Source organism: Serratia sp. NGAS9, from assembly GCF_009905295.1.
GTDB classification, from domain to species: Bacteria; Pseudomonadota; Gammaproteobacteria; order Enterobacterales; family Enterobacteriaceae; genus Serratia; species Serratia bockelmannii.
In genome coordinates this window covers 2,493,012-2,512,219 of record NZ_CP047605.1, presented here as the reverse complement: position 1 = coordinate 2,512,219, position 19,208 = coordinate 2,493,012, and the positions used below count along the sequence as shown (strand labels likewise).

Below are 19,208 nucleotides of genomic sequence, written 5' to 3'. Positions count from 1 at the left end.
CGCAGAGGGATGAGTGACAATGTCACGGGCGAGTTCACCGGAACCCGCCCGTAACCTTACTTCGCGCTGACGCGCCAGACGGTGTTGCCGACGTCATCCGCAACCAGCAAAGCGCCGGTCTTGTCGATCGCCAGGCCCACAGGGGCGCCATAGAGTTCCTTCTCATCATCGGAGACAAAACCTGTCACCACGGCTTTGAGCTTGCCGACCGGCTTGCCTTGTTCAAACGCCACGTAGCTGACTCGGTAGCCGTTCAGCGGCGAGCGATCCCAGCTGCCGTGCTCGCTGACAAAGGCGCCGCCGCGATACTCGGCCGGCAGAGCGCTCGCGGTGTAGAACAGCAGCCCCAGCGGTGCGACGTGCGAGCTGAGGGCGTAGTCCGGTTTGATGGCTTTCGCCACCAGATCCGGCCGCGCCGGCTGCACCCGACGATCGACGTGCTGGCCGAAATAGCTGTAAGGCCAGCCGTAGAAGCCGCCGTCCTGCACCGAGGTCAGGTAGTCCGGCACCAGATCGGCGCCGATCTCGTCACGCTCGTTGACGATGGCCCACAGCTTGCCGCTGTGCGGTTCCCACTGTAGCCCGGTCGGGTTGCGCAGCCCGCTGGCGAAGATGCGGCTGGCGCCGGAGGCGGTGTCCACTTCCAGTACCGCGGCGCGCCGGTACTCTACGGCCAGGCCATTTTCGGTGATGTTGCTGTTGGAGCCGACGCCAACATACAGCTTTTTGCCGTCCGGGCTGGCCAGCAGAGCTTTGGTCCAGTGGTGATTGATCGTGTTCGGCAGATCGGCCAGCTCTTTACCCGGATCGCTGATGCGCGTTTCGCCCGGTTGATAGGCGTACTGCATGATATTGCCGGTGTTGGCCACGTACAGCGTATTGCCAATCAGCTGGACGCCGAACGGGGAATCGAGCCCCTCGAGGAAGACATGCTTTTCCCAGTTGCCGCCGGCGGTCGGGCGCAGAAGGGTGATACGATTGCCCCCTTTACCGCCTTTACCGGACTGGCCTTTCACCAGGCCGGCGATCAGCTGCTTGGGCGTGCTCACCGCTTCCGTGCCCGGCCCGTTGGCCTCCACGACCAACACATCGCCATTGGGCAGCGCGAGCAACTGACGCGGATGAAGCAAATCGTCCGCCACCTTATCGATTTTCAAGCCTTCCGCCACTTTCGGCGTCTGATCTTGTTGCCAGCCAACGCCCTTAGGCACCTGCATCGGCGGCATCAGAAAGTCTTGCGCCGCCGGCAACGTCGGGTCCGGGCCCATTTGTTGCTCTGGCGAAATGACGGCGCTGTTATCGCAGCCGGCCAAGGCCAATACGGCGGAAAGGGTGAGCGCCAGAGATGAGAGCTTCATGAAAACCTCCTTATTTTGCGCGGGCGCCAAGGGCCAGCAGAATATTCGCCAGGCTGAGCAGCGCGACCACGATCGCAGACAGCACCAGGCCTTGGGGCACCACGGCATACGCATCCCGGCTATGCACGAAAGCGTTGATAATGGCGAGAACGATGGCCAACAGGTTCAGCCAGAAATGGAGTTTGACCGACGAACCCAGCAGCCGGCCGCTGCCGAACCATACTTGCACCAGGTTAATCAGGCGAGGAATGATGGCAAAAATCAGGCCGATGGCGATTAGCCAGCTGGCGCCATTAACCCACTGAATATTGGCAGTGCAGGCATAAATGATGTCGAAAATTAGCGCCGCGGTGAAAAATCCATAAGGTATCGGGTTGAGCCATTCATAGACGGCCACTGCGGCCGCTGAGGGCCTTGCTGTCGTTTGCGTGGTCATGCAGGCATCTCCATGAAAAATGATGGGTAAAAAGGCCATTGGCCCCTTAAAGCTTTGTTCAGATCCAGCGATTTGAACAATTTTGATTCTCATTTTTAGCATGCGATGTTAAAACCGAAACCATCACTGCGGCATTATCAATGGCTTAGCAATATCAGGAGGAAGGGCATGAGTATAGAGCGCGTTCAGCGATTTCTGGCCGAGCACGCACCGGAGACGACGGTGACGGTGCTGGCAAAGAACACCGCGACGGTAGCGCTGGCGGCGGAAGCCTTTGGCGTGGAGAGCGGGCAGATCGCCAAGACGCTGTCGTTTCGCGTGAACGATGGCGTGGTGCTGCTGGTGATGGCGGGAACCGCCAGAATCGACAACAAGAAGTACAAGCAATTCTTCGGCGTGAAGGCGCGTATGCTGCCGGCGGAAGAGGTTGAAGCATTAACCGGCTATCCGCCCGGCGGCGTTTGCCCCTTTGCCGCACCGGAAACGGTGAGAATTTACTGCGACCGCAGCCTGTGCAGTTACGGTGAAGTGCTTCCGGCAGGCGGTAGCGATAACTCAGGCGTGAGAATTGCGCCGCAACGTCTGGCCAGCATCACCGGAGCGGAGTGGATTGACGTGACAGGGTAACTATAGGTGACCGTGTCACAATTACATTATGTTAAATAGATTGTATCAATTCTTAATTAATAGACTGTTTTAACAGGGAAAATTACTAATCCATCGGGTGATGGCAAACCGCCTCGATATTGTGGCCATCCGGGGCGATCACAAATGCCGCATAGTAATGGGCATGGTAATTGGGCCGCAAGCCGGGCGCGCCATTGTCTTTGCCGCCGGCGTTTAACGCGGCGTGATAGAACGCATCGACCTGTTCACGGCTGCTTGCGGCAAATGCCAGGTGCAGATGCGCCGGTTTTTCATCAGTCTGAAACAGGCATAATGACACGTTATCTCGATCGCGGCACAGCTCAACGCCATAGTCGGGTTCGCCTTCGGCAACGATCTTTACGCCCAGTGGCGCCAGCGCATTGAGGAAAAACGCTTTGCTGAGGGCAAAGTCGCTGACGCCAAATTTCACATGATCAAACATGGGGAGGCTCCTTGAGCGTGAAAGAATGTTCCCATTCAGTATAGCCAACGCCGTGTTGGACGCAGAAAGCGATGCAAACGCACGCCAATGCGCATTTAACAGGCAAATACTGCCCGTTTAAGTGACGCGTTTGGATGAAATCTGCAGTATCGTTAGCCGCCACGTTTTATCAGATTTCACGTAGCGCGATCAAAAAAGCAGAGGATTTCTGGCCAATACCGGCAGGTAGCCGCCATAGAAAATCATGTCCGGTCATCATTACTAGAGCGGGAAATGGCAGAGCGCATACCGGCCGGCATGTTAACGGCAATTCATCAGCAGGCCGGAGCTGCCGGCCAAACCAGCGATTGATACCTTGCTAGAAGTTGAAAGCCTGGCGGCGTTGGATGGTTTGAATGACAGGATGCATGATATGAGAGCTACGCCGCGCGGCGAGAACGGCATAGCCGGCAGGCGTTACTACATCAAGGGAAACGGCAATCATGTATTTACTGCAGTAAGTGAACAGGCGATCCGACATTTGGTGTTCAGAGATTATCTGCGCAAGCATCATGGTGTTGCTCAGCAATATGCGGCAATCAAACGTCAGGCAGCAGAAGACAGTCGGCAAAACCCGGCGGCTTATGGCAGGTTGAAAAACGAATTTGTTCAGCGGCATGAGCAGCTGGCGCTGATATGGTTAACCGCAGGAGAAAGCCCATGATCAGACCTGGACGGCAGAATCCACATATCATTACTTAGGTGCGCATAATGTATATTATGTTAAATAGAATTACTGGGTACGCACGGGGGTTATCCTGCCCGTCCTTTCTCACCTCACCTTCAAGGCTTATCAGGCTGACATCCTTTTTTATGTTTAAGCCCATCTATCAACCCATCTCAGTTTAACCCTTAGTCGGCGTACCTTGATGAAAGCGCATCTGCCAACCCGCCTTTTCCGTCAGGAGCCAAATCGATGAGCGTTCGGTGCAACGAACGGCGCGGCCCTGCGCGTCATGCTGAAAACTTTTATACGTCAGCAACACGGCGCCTTCACTGATTTTCGCCAGCTTAAACCCTTCGGCGAAAATCGGCGGATAATCCGTTTCCATCTCCAGCGCCGCAACGGTTTGGCATTTGTCATAACGTAGGCCTGAACGACCAATCTCTTCAAAGTCTTCATGCAACAATGCCGCGACATGTTTCGGATCGCAGCGCGTTGTTGGCTGGTGCAGTTCAACCTCAAGCGCCTGAATTTGGCTAAGCCACTGTGCAAAATGGGTCAAAATGCCCTCCTTTTTTGATCGCGCTACGTGAAATCTGGCAAACTTCGGCAGTCAATCTACACCAGAATGACACTCGTGAAACCTGACTATTCCCAGGATTCCTTCTCATAGGGTTTTTGCCAGTTCTTTTCCGTGACGGGTACGAGTTCCCCGTTGAACGTATAGGTACAACAGCGGCATCTCACCGGCACATCTTCTGCGGTGAATGCCGGGTTCACTTTCTGCAGTATCCCGTGATCATCTATGCATAGTCCGCTGTAATAGCTCGACTCACCACAGCGGACATAGCTCTGCCAGTTTTTACGGTGCAGCGCCACCAGGTAAAAAATAGGCGCTTCTTTATCCAACCGACTTACCGCTTCGCTATGTACTTCATTCCAGGGTTGGCCCACTTTACTGAGCAGAAATTGAAATAGCGGCGTGTAATCCATGCCATGTTGTATCTGCCCATGCATACTTTCACGCAGTGGCAACTGCTCATCGTCTGCCTGTTTGCCATGGCGTTCCCAGCGGTACTTACCACCGCTGGCGATGGGCCCTCTGGATGTAACGCTTTCTCTTCTATAGAGTTTCTTCTTTCCATCTCGATGTGCTCTCATCAAGCCTCAATAGTGACATTGTCACACAAAAAGAAATCCTTACGCCGGTTTCCCAGCCAAATGCGACCGCCGAACCCGCAATTCCCCGTGCCGCCAGGCTCCGTCTGCCGTGGCGCGATTGTCGATCAGGCGATTCAAGGCCTCTTCGACCAGCCGGTCAATACGTTGGCTGTAGCTGGTCAGCGCCCAGTTGGCTGAGCCGGCCTCGTCGATATCGTCGAAACCTACCACGGCCATCGAAGACGATGGTGCCACTTGCCTGAGCGCTTCGAGCGCCCCCAGCGCCAGCACGTCGTTCTCGCAGAACAGCGCTTCAAGCCGCTCGCTTTCCGGCGTTGCCTGCAGGTATTCACTCATCAGTTGGAAACCGCGCTGGCGATCGTAGTGGCCAGCGGTGAGCACCCGATCCAGCTGAAAACCGGCGGCCATCAGTTTGTCGCGGTAGCCTTCCATGCGCAGCAAATGGCTACTTTGCGTATCCGGCCCCTTCATGTAGCCAAAGCGCCGATGACCTTGCTCTATCAGCAGCGTGGCGATCTCTTCGCCAGCGCGGTAGCCGTCGATGTTCACCACATCAATGTGTTCACTTTCCGTATTGCGGCATACCTGCACCAGCGGGATCTGATGCAGATCTTGCGCAATCGCCGCCCACTCTTGGGTTAACACCGTCGCCAGGAACAGAATGCCATCGACCTGCAGTTGGTCGGCCATCGCCATTACCGCCCGGTAGTTTTCCCCGGCGGTGATGTTCAGCAGCAGCGCCATATAGCCGCGGGTTTGCAGCTGTTTGGTGACCATATCGAGCATCATCATCGAATGCGGGTTCTTCATCTCGTCGATGGCTACGCCTATGATGTGCGTGCGTTTTTGCGACAGGCTGCGCGCCAGCAGATTGGGTCGATAGCCCAGCTCGGCCGCCGCCGCCAGTACGCTTTCACGCGCGCTGTCTGAGATCGACGCGCCGGGCGTAAAAGCGCGCGATACCGTCCATTTGGAGACGCCGGCCTTTTCGGCGACGTCGCTGGCGGTGGCTTTGTGGTGTTTCGTCATGGTTGCGTCGATCCCTGCTTCGGTGAAGTCACACTATACCCTGCTCGCTCAGATCCCCTAAGCGCCTGCCGGCATACCTGCTGCGATTATGTCCCGTTTTTGCACCCGATTGCAATTTGTTATGCAACCGGGTGCAAAAGGTAAAGAGTTTGTGATCGTCCGCGCTGTTTTCACCTTTCCCCTGTTGACCAAATTTTCTTCATGGCCGACATTCACGGTGGCATTCAGAGACTCATCGCGGTTTTGTCTCCTGCTTTGCACCCGGTTGCAAAAGAACTGTTTTTACATAACACCTCTCTTCTCAACAGGATACCGTAATGAATAAAACCAGACTGCTGTTGATGTTAGCCTGCTCGCTGTTTGTCGTGACCGCCCAGGCCAAGACCTACCAGGTCGGCGTGGCGCTGGCCAACTTCGATCTCAACTTCGTCTCCATCCTGCGCAGCCAAATGGCGCGAGAACTGGCTGCGCAACAGCTGCAAGGCCAGTTCGCCGATGCCAAAGGCGATGTCGCCCTGCAGGTGCAGCAGGTAGACGATCTGATTAATCAGGGCGTGGACGCCATTATCCTCAACCCAGTCGATACGCAAGGCGTCCAGCCGATGATAGCGGCCGCCCAACGCGCCGCGGTCCCCCTTATCTTCGTCAACCGCAAGCCCGAAGTGCCGCTCAGCGGCGCGACGGCCTACGTCGGCTCCGACTCGGCGCTCAGCGGCCGCCTGCAGATGGAGGCCCTGGCGAAAAAAATGAATTACCGCGGCAACGTGGCGATCCTGATGGGCGCCCTCTCCAACGAAGAAACTCGCGAACGCACCCGTGCAGTGGAAACGGTGATCGCCAAATACAAAGACCTGAAAGTGGTAGAGAAACAGACCGCCAAATGGCAACGCAATGAAGCGGTCGACGTGGTTTCCGGCTGGTTGCTGAACGGCGCGGCGATCGATGCGATCGCCGCCAACAACGATGAGATGGCCATCGGCGCGATCATGGCGCTGAAACAGGCCAAAAAGCGCGACGTGCTGGTTGCCGGTATCGACGGCACACCCGACGGCCTGCAATTTATCAAAAATGGCGACCTGGCGGTGACCATTTTCCAGGATGCCAAAGCCCAGGCGATCGGCGCGGTGCAGGTGACCCGAGCGATGTTGGATCACGCCAAAACCGAGCCCTATAACTGGGTACCCTACGCCACCGTGACGCGAGAAAACTACCCGCAATTTGCACAGATGAATCAGAAATAAGCCGTTGCCACTCTCTTTATCAACCCACTTTGCACCCGAGTGCAAAACCACAGTATCAGGAGTCAGCATGTTAAATGGTGAAAGAAGCATCCCTCGCCCGCTGCGTTGGGCGATGATCGGCGGCGGCCGCCTCAGCCAGGTGGGCTACAAACACCGTTCCGGCGCACTGCGCGACAACACCGCCTATCGGCTGGTTGCCGGTGCCTTTGATATCGACGCGGCGCGCGGACGTGAGTTTGGCGTCAATCTCGGCGTGCCCGCCGAACGCTGCTATGACAACTATCAACAGCTGCTGGAGCAAGAAGCTAACCGCGAAGATGGCGTTGAGGTGGTAACCATCGCCACTCCCAACGGCACCCACTATGAAATCACGCGCGCCGCGCTGAATGCCGGCCTGCATGTCATCTGCGAAAAGCCGCTGTTCTTCACCACGGCGGAGGCGAGAGAAATCAAGGCGCTGGCGGCGGAGAAAGGCCTTATCGTCGGCGTAACCTACGGCTTCTCCGGCCATCCGCTGCTGATGCAGATGCGCGCCATGATCGCGAACGGCGACATCGGCGAAATACGCATGGTCGAATTGCAGTACACCCACGGCTTCAATGCCAACGAAAGCGCGGACACGTTCGAGGCACAAAAGTGGCGCGTCGATCCGAAAATCGCCGGCCCCTCTTTTGTGCTGGGCGACATCTCCACCCACACCTTCTACATCTCGCAGCTGGTGATGCCCGATATGAAGATTGCCTCCCTGCTGTGCGATCGCCAGAGCTTTATTCCTTCCCGCGCCCCGCTGGAAGACAACGCCATGGTGCTCATGCACTACGAAAACGGCGCCGTCGGCCGCATGTGGGCTTCTGCCATCAACGCCGGCGCGATGGACAGCCAAAGCATCCGCGTGGTGGGCTCACGCGCCAGCCTGCAATGGAGCGATTCCACGCCCGGCGAATTACGCTATGAGATCCAGGGGCGGCCCAGCCAAACGCTGCACCACGGCATGCCCTATCTGGACGACAGCGCGCTGGCAGAAGAGCGGCTTGGCGCGCTGCATACCGAAGGGCTGGCCGAATCCTGGGCCAATATCTACCTCAAGTTCGCCATCGCCATCAGCGCCAGTCAGCGCGGCGATCGGCAGACGCTGGCCGCGCTGATCTATCCGGATATCGATGCCGGATTGGAAGGCGTGCGCTGGATTGAAAACTGCGTTCGCTCCGCCGACAACGGCGCCACCTGGGTCAATTACCAATAAGGAAAGCACCATGAAACTTTCGTTCTGTACCGACAGCCTGGGCCATTTACCCTTCGAGCCGATGCTGGATCGGCTGCTGGAGCTGGGGGTGCGCGGCGTGGAAATGACCACCGGCGGTTGGTCCCCTGCGCCCCATTTGGATGCCGACGATCTGCTGGCCAATCCCGCCAAACGCCGGCAGCTGCAACAGGCGCTGGCCAGCCGCGGCATGGAGATTGCCGCGCTCAATGTCTCCGGCAATCCGCTCGATCCGGGCGAGCTGGGGCAGCGCCATCTGCGGCAAACCGATAATACGCTGGAGCTGGCTGGCCTGTTGGGGGTGAAGAAGATCGTCATGATGAGCGGCCTGCCGCCGGCCAGCCCGCATGACACCATCCCCAACTGGATCACCTATACCGTCAGCTGGCCACCGACGGTGAAAAACTGTCTGGATTATCAATGGAATGAGGTGGCGATCCCCTATTGGCAGGCACTGGTCGCCCGAGCCAAAGCGTGCGGCGTTGAGCGCTTTGCGCTGGAAAACTTCAGCGCCATGCTGGTGTGGAACCCGGAAACGCTGTTCCGGCTGCGCGAGGCCGTTGGCCCGATGGTGGGCCTGAACCTCGATCCCAGCCATTTAATCTGGATGGGCGCGGATCCCATCGCGGTCGCTCGCGCCCTTGGCCCCGCCATTCACCATGTACACGGCAAAGACGTTCGCCTGGAACGCGGTGTCGTCGAAGTTAACGGACTGCTGGAAACCAAACCGATCGATGAGGTGGCCGGCCGCGCCTGGAACTATGTCGCCGTCGGCTGCGGCCGGGATCTGCAGTGGTGGAAGGAATTCTTCTCGGTGGTGCGCATGATGGGTTACAACGACTGGGTGTCGTTGGAAATGGAAGATTTGACCATGTCGGTCGATGCCGGCATCGTCTCTTCCGTTCAGGCGCTACAGCAGACGATCAGCCAATAACACCCTGCGCGGCGGCCACGGCCGCTGCGCAGAGTTCATCACGTTACGGGGTTATCGCCAACTTAATCACGCCATCGCGCTTTTCGGAGAACAGGTGGTAAGCCTCGGCAATATTCTCCAGTTGAAAACGATGCGTCACGAACGGCGTGAGATCCAAACCGCCATGCTGGATCACGTTCATCATTCTGCGCATCCGTTCCTTGCCGCCGGGGCACAGAGCCGACCGAATCGTATGATCGCCAAGCCCATAGGCAAACGCCTCGACAGGCAATTGAATATCGTCGCTATAGACGCCAAGGCTGGACAATGTGCCACCGGGTTTTAAGACTCGCAGCGCCTGATTAAAGGTGGCCTGCGTCCCCAAACACTCGATGCTGGCATCCACGCCGCGCCCTGACGTAATCTTGAATATTTCATCAATCACATCGGTTTCCTTGTAATTCAACAAGACGTTTGCCCCCATTTTTCCCGCCATCATCAGCTTTTCGGGAGAGCTGCTGATGGCAATAATCAGGCTGGCGCCCCGCAGGCGAGCCCCCGCGGTGGCACATAAGCCGATCGGGCCCTGGGCGAAAATGGCTACCGTATCGCCAATGTTAATGTTGGCATTTTCTGCCCCTTTGAAACCGGTAGACATCACATCCGGGCACATCAGCACCTGTTCATCCGTCAGACCGTCGGGGATGAGCGCCAGATTAGCTTCCGCATCAGGCACCAAGACATATTCAGCCTGAGTGCCGTCGATAACGTTGCCGAAGCGCCAACCCGCCGTGGCTTTATAGCCATGGCAGCGGCATTCGGGTAAATAGGAACCGTCCTGCGCGGGAAAGCCGTCCTGACATGAATAGGAGGTAAAAGAGGGGCAAATAGCCCCAGCCAATGCCCGCTGCCCCTCTTGAAAGCCTTTAACATTGCTTCCCAACTTTTCAATAATGCCGACCGGCTCATGGCCAATGGTCAACCTACGCGGCACCGCATACTCTCCCTTGAGGATATGAATATCCGTGCCGCAGATTGTCGTCGTGGTTATTTTGAGCAAGGCATCGTTGGGACCAGGGGAAGGAATAGGTTTTTCAATGAGTTCTATTCGCCCCTTTTCGATAAAGGCAGCGGCTTTCATCATGCGCATGGCGGAAGATCCTTTGGTTTCTGCCGAAGTGGCTACAGAAAAGAATAATCCAATCGGTCATTTTTTCCGATTTTACCGCCTTGGGAAATAATTAAACACGCCAGTAATCTTTATCGGTAAATAATATAAAAAATATAATTCAATAAAATAACATCAAATAAAATCTGCTTTGTCACGCTGCCGAAAAACACGGTCGATTTATATCGACAGACGCTGCATCATTTCTCTTTCCAAATACTCTACGCTCAGCGAAAATATACGTTATCTGATTGATAAGTCATGCAGGAAATGCCATGTCACGACTCACCCTCCTCCCGCTGAGCCTGGCACTTGCCGGCTGCGTGCCAATGCAGCCTGATGGCTGTGAAAAAGCCAGTGCGGTGAATGATTGCGTTTATGCCTGGCGTGCAGGCAGCGATGTTCCAACGGCAAAGCAACCGCCTAACTTGGGATGCGACGGACAAGTTTTTTATGAGCGGCCGCACTATTCCGCCTCTGCGAAGGCAGAAAAACGCGAAGGCGAAGTGAGCGCAACGTTTGATGTTGATGATAAGGGTAAAGCCAGAAATATCGTGCTGACGGGCACCCCAGAGTTCTATCGCGACACCAAAAGCGCCATCGCACGCAGCTGCTGGACACCGGGCCGTGTTCATGAAACGGCGTTGTTTACTTTTAAACTCTCTGGTGATGCGGACGCCAACCGATAAGCGAATCTCGGCCGGCGATCAACGCCCTGTTCACTTCGGCGCGTAAATCTCTCTGAGCGTGGCGATCACTTTCGCCACGTTTGGGTTATCGATGCGGTAAAACAAGGTTTGCGCTTCGCGTCGGTACGTCACCAGACCTTCATTGCGCATTTTCGCCAGGTGCTGCGACAGCGCCGATTGGCTTAGCGGCACCAATTGTTGTAGCTCCCCCACGGCAATCTCATCGTGTTTCAATAGCAGGCAAAGCACCAGCAAGCGGTGTTCGTTGCCTATCGCTTTCAACAGCCTGGCGGCTTCAATCGCCCCTTCGATCAGAAAGGGATCTTGGCTAGCTTTTGCATTCATGGTCAATCACGGCCCCGTCATCATTCAGCCGCATTATAGCGGCTTTCAGACGCTGGCACAGCATTATATTAGCACCACTTAAATTAGATATTGCTAATTTACATAAATCTAATATAACCTTGTATTCATGCCAAGTGGCTCTCCCTGAGGCCGCAGGCCTTCCCCAACACAAGTGAGAATGCATTATGAATATGCCAACCCTGGTACTGCTGGCGTTTGCCGGCTGGACCTTATTGATTCTATTCGGCACCGTCGGCGTTTATCGCTGGTCCAGAATTTTAACCGGCCGTGCCACGGTGAGCGAATGGCAAGCGAACAAACCACAGGGCAGCGATAGCTACCAGCGCGCCATTGCGGCGCATCGCAACTGCATTGAAAATTTGCCGGTTTATACGGCCCTCGTCGTGGCGATAGCCGTATTTCAGGTGGAAAGCACGACGCTGAATGTCTTGTCTCTGGTGCTGCTCGGCGCGCGCATGGCGCAGAGTCTGGTTCACATCGGTTTCGAGCAGACGGAAAACGTCGCCACATGGCGTTTCGCTTTCTTTTTCACACAAATCGTCACGATGTTTTGGATGGGGATAGAGATCGTCGGGAGCCTGCCATGACGATAACGAACCTGGCAGAGCCCCATGAGGTGGCCCATTTCCTCTATGATGCGGATAAACCCAAGGGGCAGCGGGCCATCCTCTACTTTTCCGCCTCCTGGTGTCGCCCCTGCCAGAATATGCAGGGGATCGTTGAACAGCTGCACCGTCACGCCAACGAGATCGCCTTCGGCAGCATTGACGTCGCGCAGGCGCCGACGCTCGCCCCTGCATTCGGCATTAAATCCGTGCCCTCCCTCGCCCTGTTTGAGGATGCGTGCCTCGTTGCGATCATCGCAGGCGAGGTTCCCTTGCAACGGCTATCTCACCGGGTGGCGGCGGCATTCGCCGGCGTTACAACATCCACTCAATAGGCAGCCAGCCGGCCACGGTAAGAACGATGCGTTTTACCCAGCCGGCGCCGGGTTCTTGCTGGTGCACCTCGGTATGGCCGTCTTCGAAGGCTTCTTTCCACACCATTTTGCCTTCGGGCGTCAATGCCGGCCGATAGGCGGCGTACTCGAGCGGGCCATCAAACAGTTGGCGGGTGTCGGCCGCCAGCGCCGGGCTGTCGATCAAGAATCCCATTTCGCAGTTCAGGTGCGCCGAGCGCGGATCGAAATTGAACGAGCCGATAAACACCCGCTTATCGTCGATGGCGAAGGTTTTGGCATGCAGCGCCGCGCCGGACAGCCCCAGCGGCTTGAGCTCCTTGCGCCCGGTCGGTTGACCGGCGCGCAGCTTCAGCTCGAACAGTTCGACGCCCGCCTGCAGCAGCTCACGTCGGTATTTGGCGTAGCCCGCATGCACCACCAGCACGTCGGTGGTGTTCATCGCGTTGGTCAGCACGCGAATGGATTTCCCCTGTTTGGCAAGCGATTCAAAGAAAGTCGCCCCTTCTCGCCCCGGCACGAAATAGGCGGAGACCAGATCCAATTGCTGGCTGACGCCGCCGATGATCTTACCCAGTTGCGTCACCATCAAACGATCGCGCGAAGCCTTGCCCAACCCTTTCGCCGGATCGTCGGCCACCAGCTCTACCTGGGTGAATTCCGGCTGTACGGCGCCATCGCGAAAGCGCACCGCGCTGGTTTCCAGCTGCACCGCCAGTTTACGGGCGCGCTCGCTGGTTTCGGTGGCGGCGGCCTGCGTCAGGAAGGCGGAAAGATCGCCTTTTCCCCGAATAATCTGCTCAACGCCGAACACCGAGGCGCTGTTCCAGTAGCGATCGAAGACCTCGGCGGTCTCCGCCACCACGTTGCCGACGCTCAACACGTCGAGATCGAGGAAATAGTTTTCGTCACCGACCTGAAAATACTCGTCGCCGATGTTGCGGCCGCCGATGATCGCCACGGCGCCGTCGACGATGTAGGACTTGTTATGCATGCGCCGGTTCATGCGCATAAAGTCGAAGGCGTAACCGGCCAGCTTCGGCGTACGTACGGTGGACGGATTGAACAGACGGATCTCGACGTTTTCCTGGGCGTTCAGCGCCGCCAGCGTCTCATCCATGGCGACGCCGTTATCGTCCAGCAGCAGCCGCACGCGCACCCCACGTTGGGCCGCGTCATACAGGGTTTTCAGCAGGATCTGCCCGGAGGTGTCGTTATGCCAGATGTAGTACTGAGCGTCGATAGACCTTTCCGCCATCCGCGCCAGCGCCAGGCGGCTGGCGAACGCATCGTGGCCGCTGACCAGCGGCACCACGCCGCTCAGGCCGGAATGTGCCGCCATCTGTTCGGCGGCCCGCGCCGGCAAGAGCGCGGTAGGATCCGCCGGCAATGCCGCCTGCGGCAGACGCTGCGAAATATCCGGCAAACGAAAGATGACTCTTGCCGCAATAATGGCGATCGTCACGGCGATAATCAGATACACGACAATTTTTATCACGGGAGGCGGCCTCGGAGGTTGACTGCTTTGCTTTATACGTCATTAGGTTGCTTCAATCTATAGGAGAAGCGCGCTATGCGCGAGGTCCGCTTGGAAAACGAAAAATATCTTACGTTACTATCCAAATCATGCCAGTTGCGCCGTATTGCGCAACTGGCATATCTATCGGCTTTAATTTATTCCAGCTTAGGCATGATGCTAAATGACGAACATCCATTTCTGTCAGCGCAACGCCATTCAACGGCGAAGCGCCATCGATATCCCTGACGGTACCAACCTCTGGCTTTAAAAGCCAAGGCGGCAGCCCTGCCAATGCCTGATGAAACGCCGGCAATCAGAACAGCTTTATATTCAGACATTTTTTTATCCTTCAGACGTGGAATGGCTTTCGGTTGGCAAGGTTGTCGTTGGGCTCTTTATCCGGAACCAGATAGCATACATAGCAGGCAGGAACACCAGCGTAATAATGGTTCCACCCAGTGTCCCGCCTATCAGGGTATAGGCCAGGGTTCCCCAGAATACCGAGTGGGTTAACGGGATAAAGGCCAGAATGGCCGCCATCGCCGTCAGCAGTACAGGCCTGGAGCGCTGTACCGTTGCCTCAATGACCGCATGATAGGGTTCAAGCCCTTCCTGCTCGTTGTGATGGATCTGCCCAATGAGGATCAGCGTGTTACGCATCAAGATCCCTGACAGAGCAATCAAACCAACCAGCGCGTTGATACCAAAGGGCTGGTTGAAGAGCAGCAAGGTTGGCACCACACCGACCAGCCCCAGAGGTGCGGTCATAAAGACCATCACCATCGCCGACATCGAACGCACCTGAAGGATAATGATCAGCAATGTCATGGCTATCATGATAGGGAATAACGGCACCATCGCTTGGGTAGCTTTCCCTGACTCCTCAATAGAGCCTGCCTGTTCAACCCGGTATCCATTCGGAAGCGTTGTGATGATGGGCTGCAGTTGTTTAAAAATCGCAGTGGAAACATCAGGTGCCTGAAGGGATTCGGCAATATCGCCTCGCACGGTAATGGTTAGCATACGGTCACGACGTCGCAGGACCGGGTCTTCCATGCGCACTTCGACCTCGCCAACCTGCGATAACGGAATACGCTGCCCTGCAGAACCGACCAGGGTGAAACCCTCTATTTTCGCCGGATCAAGTCTGATATCGCCGGCAGCGCGTCCCACGACCTGCACCGAACGGATATCTTCGCGCACCGCGGTGATAGGAACACCCGAAAGCAAGAATTGAAGCTGCTGGGCCACGGCATTTGACGTCAGCCCCACGGCCTGCAGGCGGTCCTGATTCAGGGTGAAATGCAGTGTTGGCACGCGTGAGCCCCAATCCGTGTTGACCGTTCTCATCAGCGGGCTGGCCTGCATCAGCATTTTCACCTTGTCCGCGATGTCTCGTAATACCGTCGGATCAGGCCCTGTCACACGGAAGGCAACCGGATAGGGTGAGTAAGGGCCAAACACCAGTTGGGTCACGCGAACTCGCGCCTCAGGAGCCAGTCCATCAGCCGCAGCCTGGCGAAGACGGAACTTAAGCGCCTCACGGGCTCCCTCACTGTCCGTCAGGATAACAATTTTCGCAAAAGAGGGATCAGGTAGCTCGGGTGCCATGGCGAGATAAAAACGAGGTGCCCCTTGCCCGATATAAGCCGTCACGATTTTTGCTTCTTTCTGGTGCTTCAGCCAGTCCTCAATTTTCGTCACGGCGGCGCTGGTTCGTTCAATGGACGAGCCATACGGCATCTGGACGTCCACAAGGACCTCTGGCCGGTCAGACGTCGGGAAAAACTGTTTTTTCACCAGCGCCATGCCGAGAACAGCAACGGTGAATACCGCGACGACAGAAGCCGCGACCAGCCATTTTCGCGCGATGACCTGCGCCAGCAACTGACGAAAACGGTTGTAGCGGCGGGTGTTGTAGATAGCTGTGTGCCCCCCTTGAACCGTTTTGATATCCGGCAGCATTTTCACCCCAAGGTAAGGGGTGAACACCACTGCCACCACCCAGGAGGCAATCAATGCAATTCCCACAATCCAGAACATATTGCTGGTATATTCACCCGCCGTGGATTGTGCAAAACCGTTGGGCATAAAGCCAACGGCCGTCACCAGGGTGCCTGCCAGCATCGGCGCAGCAGTGTGGCTCCATGCATAGGCCGAGGCTTTGATTCGGTCGTACCCCTCCTCCATTTTCACCACCATCATTTCAATGGCAATGATGGCGTCATCCACCAACAACCCCAGGGCCAGGATGAGCGAGCCCAGGGTAATACGGTCGAAGTTTTTACCTGACGCCTCCATGACCACAAAGACGACAGCCAGCGTCAGGGGCACAGCAGCAGCGACCACCACACCCACACGCCAACCCATACTGAGAAAGCAGACCACCATCACGACCAGCAACGCGACGAAAAATTTGATCATGAACTCATCTACGGCGGAACTGATGTTAACTGACTGATCGGTGACTTTCACGAATGTCATGCCGAGTGGCATGTCCGCATTGATGCTGGCGGCTTCCTTATCCAGCGCTTTACCCAGCTCCAGACCATTCCAGCCCTCACGCATCACGATACCCAGCAGAAGTGCAGGTTCGCCCTGATTACGCACCATAAAGGTCGCCGGATCTTCGTAGCCACGCTCGACCGTCGCCACATCGGAAAGCTTCAGCGTCCTCCCTTGCACCACAACCGGCGTTTCACGAATTTTTTCCAGTGTGTCAAAAGCCCCATCCAGACGGATAAAAACCTGCGGCCCACGGGTATCTATCGAGCCCGCAGGTGTCAGCACGTTCTGGTTGTTCAGGGCTGCAAAGATATCCTGGGCAGAGACCCCCAGGGTTGCCAGACGGTCATGGGAAAATGAGACAAATATCCGCTCGGCCTGCTCACCGATAATATTGACTTTTTTTACCCCGGGAACATGTAATAAGCGCTGGCGTAATGACTCGGCATCGCGCACCAGTAGCCGCTGTGACTCGCCTTTTGCCTTCAGCGCAAAGAGCGCAAACGTGACATCCGAAAACTCATCGTTAACCATCGGCCCAGACACCCCTGCCGGCAAGTTTTTAGCCTCGTCGCTGAGTTTTTTGCGTGCCTGATAGAACGCTTCCTGGACCTCTGAGGGGGGAGTGCTGTCCAACAATGAGAGCATGGTAAAAGCCAGACCGGGACGCGTGTAGGTCTCTGTGCGGTCATACCACTTGAGCTCCTGGAGACGCTTCTCCAGCGGTTCGGCCACCTGATCCTGCATTTCCTTAGCCGTTGCTCCAGGCCAGGCGGAAATGATGGTCATCTGCTTGACCGTAAAAGGCGGGTCTTCTGCGCGCCCCAGCCCAAGGAACGAGAGAATACCGGCAACGGTGATCAACAGGATAAGAAACAGCGTAACGGAACGCTCGCGTACGGCGAGCGCGGAAAGATTGAAACGTCCGCGACTCATGGACGACTCCCGGCGACACGGATATCGCTCTGCTTCGCCAGCCGGACTGTCTCACCATCATGCAGTAGATGAGCGCCCAGCGCTACGACCTGTTCGCCAGGCTTAAGGCTGCCGGTTACGCTTGCTGCATCATCCCCGAGGCTCACGACCTGTACGGACCGCCAGGTCACTCTGGCGGGATTTCCTGAAATGCTCCAGACCCCCGGACCTTTACCCGCGTCAAAAACAGCCGCTAAAGGCACCTGCAGCAACGGCTGCGATGCTCTGCTCTGCGCAATATGGATGGTGACAGTGGCCCCCAGAGGGGCACCAGACAATGGACCGTCGAGCACGTACCTTGCTTCAAACGTGCGCGTCAGCGGATCGGCTGCATCAGAGAGTAACCGTAGCTTCGCGGAAACAGAGGGTGTATCGCTGCCGTACAGAGAGGCCTGTGCCACGCTTCCAATTACCGGGCGCAGCGTCTCAGGCAGTTGGACGACCGCTTCGCGTTGTCCAGCCCTCGCCAGCCTGATAACTGGCTGTCCGGCACTGACCACCTGACCTGGCTCGGCCAGCGTGTCCATCACCACTCCGTCGGCGTCAGCGACCAGGACTGCATAGCCCATGGCGTTTTGCGCCACATTCGCCTGCGCCTGGGCGGCACTGAGGTCAGCCCTGGCCGTCTCTGCGGCAGCCTTAACCTGATCGTAAGCGGATGCCGACACAGCACCTGTAGTGACCAGACCGCGATAACGCGATTCATCATCCGCTGTCTGTCGGGCTCGCGCTTTTGCTGCGGCGACTGCCTGCTGTTGAGCCTGAGCCTGTAGGCTCAGATCAACCGGATCCAGACGCATTAACGGCTGGCCACGTTTCACGGCCTGGCCGGTATCGACGAGACGTTCCAGGATTTTGCCTTGAACCCTGAAACCAAGGTCGCTCTGAATTCGTGCAACCACCACCCCCGTAAAAGCACGGGAAAAGTCGGTTGCATTGATCGCTGCGGCAGACCTGACCAGAGGTGGCAGACTGCGTGGATCGCGGTTATCGGAAGCCTCACCGCAGGCCACAAGGGCAAACGGCAACAGACAGACAGCAAAGGTGACAGGTTTAAGTCCGAGCATGGGTTCCCTTAATTAATTAACAGGACAGGAACCCATACTTATACTTGTGACCATTATTGTCAATGGTCACAAAGTCAGGGTGACAAACTTCTCAAGATCAGTGATGGCAGCAACACCGCCGCTGCTTGGACGGTGTCCAAATTATATTGCAGCTGAACCGGGCTGATATAGGGACGCATGACCATAAAAATCGCATCCGCCGCCTCATCCAGTGGCGTTTTTCTTTCGAACTCACCTGCCTGGCGCCCTTCAACAATGATCTGCTCGATTAGCTGCCGCAGGTGCTGCTCATGAGCTTGTGCTGAGGGCCATTTATCACGCACAGCAACAGCCGCAATATCGTGCAACTTACGGTCATGAAAAAATAAATCGCAGCCAGATTCTGACAATGCCTTGAATAACCGCCTTATTTTCTCTGCAGCTGTCGGCGCATCCGCAATCGCTGCGTGGACAATATCCCTTATGATCGCCAGCCGATTAGCGCAGATCACTTCTCCAATCGCCTGCTTGGAATCGAAAAATTTATAGATATAAGCTTTTGAAAAACCAATTGCTTTGGCGAGGTCGGAAACCGTTGTTTTTTCGTAGCCATAGTGACCGAAATGCTCAGTGGCCGCGTCAACGACCTGATCGCGGACACTGTGGTCGGAAGGTCCCCTGGAAGGGGTTTCATTCATCTGTTTAGTCATTTTCCCATCCTAGCTCAATGAAGCCCGGCTGACAACGAGTGACCAATTGGTAATATGGT

21 protein-coding genes are annotated in these 19,208 nt (G+C 56.4%); 8 read left to right on the top strand and 13 right to left on the bottom strand.

Annotation, left to right across the window (positions count from 1 at the left end):
* Positions 1-56 precede the first annotated feature (56 nt).
* Both GUC32_RS12115 and GUC32_RS12110 read right to left on the bottom strand, forming a co-directional pair.
* Positions 57-1,358 carry a sorbosone dehydrogenase family protein gene (locus GUC32_RS12115; RefSeq protein WP_025302861.1) on the bottom strand — a complete coding sequence of 434 codons (1,302 nt, stop codon included), beginning with the start codon at positions 1,356-1,358 and terminating at the stop codon, positions 57-59.
* A 10-nt stretch (positions 1,359-1,368) separates the two neighbouring features.
* Positions 1,369-1,794 carry a DUF2231 domain-containing protein gene (locus tag GUC32_RS12110; protein ID WP_025302860.1) on the bottom strand — a complete coding sequence of 142 codons (426 nt, stop codon included), beginning with the start codon at positions 1,792-1,794 and terminating at the stop codon, positions 1,369-1,371.
* A gap of 168 nt (positions 1,795-1,962) precedes the next feature.
* On the opposite strand from GUC32_RS12110, the gene GUC32_RS12105 reads away from it, so the two are divergent.
* Positions 1,963-2,421 carry a YbaK/EbsC family protein gene (locus GUC32_RS12105; RefSeq protein ID WP_025302859.1) on the top strand — a complete coding sequence of 153 codons (459 nt, stop codon included), beginning with the start codon at positions 1,963-1,965 and terminating at the stop codon, positions 2,419-2,421.
* Positions 2,422-2,506: 85 nt separating this feature from the next.
* Here GUC32_RS12105 and GUC32_RS12100 read toward each other — a convergent pair whose 3' ends face one another.
* Positions 2,507-2,884 carry a VOC family protein gene (locus GUC32_RS12100; protein ID WP_025302858.1) on the bottom strand — a complete coding sequence of 126 codons (378 nt, stop codon included), beginning with the start codon at positions 2,882-2,884 and terminating at the stop codon, positions 2,507-2,509.
* A gap of 355 nt (positions 2,885-3,239) precedes the next feature.
* Between GUC32_RS12100 and GUC32_RS12095 the strand changes: the two genes are divergently transcribed.
* Entirely contained in the window at positions 3,240-3,587 is a 348-nt protein-coding gene (locus GUC32_RS12095; RefSeq protein WP_236689682.1) for a GrpB family protein, read from the top strand.
* A 181-nt stretch (positions 3,588-3,768) separates the two neighbouring features.
* Here GUC32_RS12095 and GUC32_RS12090 read toward each other — a convergent pair whose 3' ends face one another.
* The 3 genes from GUC32_RS12090 to GUC32_RS12080 form a co-directional block, all read right to left on the bottom strand.
* Positions 3,769-4,149 (bottom strand): DUF4440 domain-containing protein, encoded by a 381-nt coding sequence (locus tag GUC32_RS12090; RefSeq protein WP_369435759.1) that lies wholly within the window; start codon positions 4,147-4,149, stop codon positions 3,769-3,771.
* 86 nt (positions 4,150-4,235) lie between these two features.
* Positions 4,236-4,748, bottom strand: coding sequence for a hypothetical protein (locus GUC32_RS12085; protein ID WP_049295621.1), 513 nt, complete (start codon positions 4,746-4,748; stop codon positions 4,236-4,238).
* 39 nt (positions 4,749-4,787) lie between these two features.
* Entirely contained in the window at positions 4,788-5,798 is a 1,011-nt protein-coding gene (locus GUC32_RS12080) for a LacI family DNA-binding transcriptional regulator (RefSeq protein ID WP_089195888.1), read from the bottom strand.
* A 317-nt stretch (positions 5,799-6,115) separates the two neighbouring features.
* Between GUC32_RS12080 and GUC32_RS12075 the strand changes: the two genes are divergently transcribed.
* From GUC32_RS12075 to GUC32_RS12065, 3 genes are all read left to right on the top strand, one after another.
* Entirely contained in the window at positions 6,116-7,039 is a 924-nt protein-coding gene (locus GUC32_RS12075) for a substrate-binding domain-containing protein (protein WP_369435758.1), read from the top strand.
* Between the two features lie 67 nt (positions 7,040-7,106).
* On the top strand, positions 7,107-8,282 hold the full coding sequence (locus GUC32_RS12070) for a Gfo/Idh/MocA family protein (RefSeq protein ID WP_049204042.1): 1,176 nt from the start codon (positions 7,107-7,109) through the stop codon (positions 8,280-8,282).
* Between the two features lie 10 nt (positions 8,283-8,292).
* A complete protein-coding gene (locus GUC32_RS12065) occupies positions 8,293-9,234 on the top strand; it encodes a sugar phosphate isomerase/epimerase (protein ID WP_025302851.1) in 942 nt (313 codons plus the stop codon).
* 43 nt (positions 9,235-9,277) lie between these two features.
* Here the strand turns inward: GUC32_RS12065 and GUC32_RS12060 are convergent, their stop codons facing one another.
* The gene (locus GUC32_RS12060) at positions 9,278-10,363 is read right to left on the bottom strand and encodes an NAD(P)-dependent alcohol dehydrogenase (RefSeq protein WP_369435757.1); all 1,086 of its coding nucleotides are present in this window, start codon (positions 10,361-10,363) and stop codon (positions 9,278-9,280) included.
* A gap of 293 nt (positions 10,364-10,656) precedes the next feature.
* Here GUC32_RS12060 and GUC32_RS12055 point away from each other — a divergent pair, with 293 nt between their 5' ends.
* Positions 10,657-11,070, top strand: coding sequence for an energy transducer TonB (locus GUC32_RS12055; protein WP_049207593.1), 414 nt, complete (start codon positions 10,657-10,659; stop codon positions 11,068-11,070).
* 30 nt (positions 11,071-11,100) lie between these two features.
* Here the strand turns inward: GUC32_RS12055 and GUC32_RS12050 are convergent, their stop codons facing one another.
* Positions 11,101-11,415, bottom strand: coding sequence for a helix-turn-helix transcriptional regulator (locus GUC32_RS12050; protein WP_049204041.1), 315 nt, complete (start codon positions 11,413-11,415; stop codon positions 11,101-11,103).
* Positions 11,416-11,600: 185 nt separating this feature from the next.
* Between GUC32_RS12050 and GUC32_RS12045 the strand changes: the two genes are divergently transcribed.
* On the top strand, positions 11,601-12,023 hold the full coding sequence (locus GUC32_RS12045; protein WP_025302848.1) for an MAPEG family protein: 423 nt from the start codon (positions 11,601-11,603) through the stop codon (positions 12,021-12,023).
* Positions 12,020-12,376: a thioredoxin family protein gene (locus GUC32_RS12040; protein WP_049207596.1), complete on the top strand. Its 357-nt coding sequence runs from the start codon at positions 12,020-12,022 to the stop codon at positions 12,374-12,376. Before GUC32_RS12045 ends, GUC32_RS12040 begins: the two co-directional genes overlap by 4 nt.
* On the opposite strand, the gene GUC32_RS12035 is transcribed toward GUC32_RS12040, so the two are convergent.
* The 5 genes from GUC32_RS12035 to GUC32_RS12015 all read right to left on the bottom strand — a co-directional run bounded on the left by GUC32_RS12035 (position 12,357) and on the right by GUC32_RS12015 (position 19,149).
* Complete coding sequence (locus GUC32_RS12035; RefSeq protein ID WP_060447167.1) at positions 12,357-13,892, bottom strand: phospholipase D family protein; 1,536 nt, start codon at positions 13,890-13,892, stop codon at positions 12,357-12,359. The two genes, GUC32_RS12040 and GUC32_RS12035, sit on opposite strands and share 20 nt — an antisense overlap.
* 176 nt (positions 13,893-14,068) lie before the next feature.
* Positions 14,069-14,251, bottom strand: a complete 183-nt coding sequence (locus tag GUC32_RS12030) for a hypothetical protein (protein WP_164063192.1) — start codon at positions 14,249-14,251, stop codon at positions 14,069-14,071.
* A gap of 4 nt (positions 14,252-14,255) precedes the next feature.
* The gene (locus tag GUC32_RS12025) at positions 14,256-17,354 is read right to left on the bottom strand and encodes an efflux RND transporter permease subunit (RefSeq protein ID WP_369435756.1); all 3,099 of its coding nucleotides are present in this window, start codon (positions 17,352-17,354) and stop codon (positions 14,256-14,258) included.
* Positions 17,351-18,460 carry an efflux RND transporter periplasmic adaptor subunit gene (locus tag GUC32_RS12020; RefSeq protein WP_060447169.1) on the bottom strand — a complete coding sequence of 370 codons (1,110 nt, stop codon included), beginning with the start codon at positions 18,458-18,460 and terminating at the stop codon, positions 17,351-17,353. Before GUC32_RS12020 ends, GUC32_RS12025 begins: the two co-directional genes overlap by 4 nt.
* 74 nt (positions 18,461-18,534) lie before the next feature.
* Positions 18,535-19,149, bottom strand: coding sequence for a TetR/AcrR family transcriptional regulator (locus GUC32_RS12015; protein ID WP_089180905.1), 615 nt, complete (start codon positions 19,147-19,149; stop codon positions 18,535-18,537).
* Positions 19,150-19,208: the final 59 nt, after the last annotated feature.